This window comes from Eudoraea sp., from assembly GCF_049665975.1.
In the GTDB taxonomy this organism is placed as follows: Bacteria; Bacteroidota; Bacteroidia; order Flavobacteriales; family Flavobacteriaceae; genus Eudoraea.
Genome location: NZ_JBATGR010000252.1, coordinates 1 through 2,456 on the forward strand (window position 1 = coordinate 1; position 2,456 = coordinate 2,456).

3 protein-coding genes are annotated in these 2,456 nt (G+C 34.5%); 2 read left to right on the forward strand and 1 reads right to left on the reverse strand.

Going from position 1 to position 2,456, the window contains the following annotated elements; genetic code table 11:
- Positions 1-293: 293 nt before the first annotated feature.
- On the reverse strand, positions 294-740 hold the full coding sequence (locus WBN20_RS09150; RefSeq protein WP_424281467.1) for a winged helix-turn-helix transcriptional regulator: 447 nt from the start codon (positions 738-740) through the stop codon (positions 294-296).
- A gap of 148 nt (positions 741-888) precedes the next feature.
- Between WBN20_RS09150 and WBN20_RS09155 the strand changes: the two genes are divergently transcribed.
- Together WBN20_RS09155 and WBN20_RS09160 are read left to right on the forward strand one after the other, a co-directional pair.
- Entirely contained in the window at positions 889-1,425 is a 537-nt protein-coding gene (locus WBN20_RS09155) for a hypothetical protein (protein ID WP_424281468.1), read from the forward strand.
- 22 nt (positions 1,426-1,447) lie between these two features.
- Positions 1,448-2,314 (forward strand): SDR family oxidoreductase, encoded by an 867-nt coding sequence (locus WBN20_RS09160; RefSeq protein ID WP_144783514.1) that lies wholly within the window; start codon positions 1,448-1,450, stop codon positions 2,312-2,314.
- The last annotated feature ends 142 nt before the right edge of the window (positions 2,315-2,456 follow it).

Below are 2,456 nucleotides of genomic sequence, written 5' to 3' on the forward strand. Positions count from 1 at the left end.
GTACTTTTCCTTTTTTAGGATAATCAGTAAAAAACTCAATCAATTCGGTATATGGTTCTCCGAACAAGTTTTCTGTCTGATAGTATTTGTCGTAAGTTACTGTCATTCGGTTCTTTTACATTAAGCACAACGGTCTTGTATATGGCTCGTAGCGTGCAAATTAGCGATATTTATTCGGATTAAGCACAAGCCAGATTTTTAAATTTTACTATTTATCTTTTTTATTGGAAATCGTCAAATTTAAAAATTTGGCGACTTTCCAAATACGCTTTAACTTTGGATTGAGCAATTAATTAGCTATGAGATATATACGTTGTTGTAGCCAGTTTTTTTCTATAATTCTCCCGAAGAACCTTAATAAAATCCGCTTTGTTGTTTTTCATTAATTCAAGTTCGTTAGGATTTCTCATATCAATATTAAGTTCCCTCAGATTTGCATCACTCCAAAGCGCTAAATCTACTATAATAGTTGCTAACGACAATCCTCGTTCCGTTAATTGATAAAGATTTGTTTTCTTATTATTAGGAAGTTTTGATTTTGTTACAATTTCTAATTCTTCCAGTAATTTTAGCTTAATTGTAAGAATATTTGTTGCAATAGCTTCGTCACTTTCAATAAAATCCTTGAAGGTCTGTTTGTGTTCTACCAGCATTTGTTTAATTATAACTAACATCCATTTATCTCCTAAAATATCAAGAGCAGAAGTTATAGGACAATCACAACGAAAGGTATGTTTCATATTAAACCATTATTTACATTCTATTACAAAGGTACAAAAAATGATTTATTACTTGTAAAACACAACTTATTTGCAATATTACTTGCAAATTAAAAGTTATTATATATATTTGCTTGTAAATCACAAGTAATGATTAAAGCTAAATAAAATGAGCGAAATTCAAATTTCAACATTAGGACTTATTCTGTCCATTATTCCCGTTACACTTCATGGAATCGAAGTTTTATTTCCTATGCAGGCAAGGTGGATTGTAAACTGGGTATTACCATTTTTTGGACTCAAAACACCGAGCAAATCAAGTGCTTTGACGCGAAATGAACAAATCAATATGATTGATGCTGCTTTGGAAGCTGCACCAGAGAAGAAGAAAACAAATGCAAAGGACTATCTATTTCTATTACTTTTTGAGCAACGCCAAGGGGCAATTGGTTTTACAGCAGTAGCTATTGGGGCAATTTATGGAATGAACTTAGAACTTGCTGCACGTCAACCTTTACATCTTGTTTTTGGGGTGGTTGCCGTACTTATGATGTTAGTCAATGCCAATCAAGCGGGGTTTTTACCATTTTTTGGTAAGCATCCTAAAATTTCTAAACACGGCAAAAATGTAGGTATTGTTTTTACACCATTTTGGTTCGCAGTTGCTCTACTCAATTATTTGGCTTTTACCTATGTATCAATTTAATTTTTAAACTTAAATAAATAAAATGAAAAAAATAGTAATCACAGGAAGCAGTAGCGGTTTTGGATTAAAAGCCGTTAAAGATTTTGCCGATAAAGGCAACAAAGTATTTGCCACAATGCGAAATCCAGAAGGAAAAAACGCAGAGGTAAAAAAAGAATTAGAAGCATATTCATCTCTCATTACGGTAGTTGATATGGATGTTACTAATGATACTTCTGTAAAAGAAGCTATGAATAGTATCCTTGAGCAAGCAGGAAATATTGATATTCTAATTAACAATGCAGGTATTATGTATATAGGCATTACTGAAGCCTATAGCGTTGAGCAGGCAAAGTGGCAAATGGAAACCAACTATTATGGTGCTATTAGAACAATGCAAGCGGTTCTGCCTTCAATGCGAAGCTCAGGTTCAGGTTTAATTATCAATACATCTTCGTTAGTTGGTCGTATGTCTCCACCATTTTTCGGAACATATACTGCTACCAAACACGCTTTAGAAGGCTATTCTCAGGCTTTACGATATGAGGTTTCGCCTTTTGGTGTTGATGTTGTTATGGTAGAACCAGGTCCGTTTGGAACAGGATTATTGGCATCAGGACAAGTTCCTGCTCATAATGATATTTTAGAATCTTATGGTGAATTGGCAGGTGTTCCTTCGGCTATGGGGGAAAATTTTGCTCAAATGTTACAAAGCGAAGATGCTCCGGACCCACAATGGGTAGTAGATGCTTATTTAAAATTAGCAGAATTGCCTTTTGGCAAACGTCCAACTCGAACTGTTGTTGGAATTACTTGGGGCGTTGATGAAATTAACGAATTGACACAACCTATTCAAGACAGGGTTCTTAAAGAAATGCAGTTAGAGAATGTACTTGGTGGCGTTTCGTGATAATCATAAAATCCTCAGTTAACTTTTTAAAATCACAAGGGTTTCGGCTCTTGTGATTTTTTTTTGGAATGTGCTGTTAAATTGGCTACAACGGTCTCGGCTATGAGTAGTTGCGTGGGTTAGCACTTATCTTAGCAAGTAC

Excerpts from the sequence above, each read along its gene's own strand:
- WBN20_RS09150 (WP_424281467.1), bottom strand. The coding sequence starts at position 740 with ATGAAACATACCTTTCGTTGTGATTGTCCTATAACTTCTGCTCTTGAT.
- WBN20_RS09155 (WP_424281468.1), top strand. The coding sequence starts at position 889 with ATGAGCGAAATTCAAATTTCAACATTAGGACTTATTCTGTCCATTATT.
- WBN20_RS09160 (WP_144783514.1), top strand. The coding sequence starts at position 1,448 with ATGAAAAAAATAGTAATCACAGGAAGCAGTAGCGGTTTTGGATTAAAA.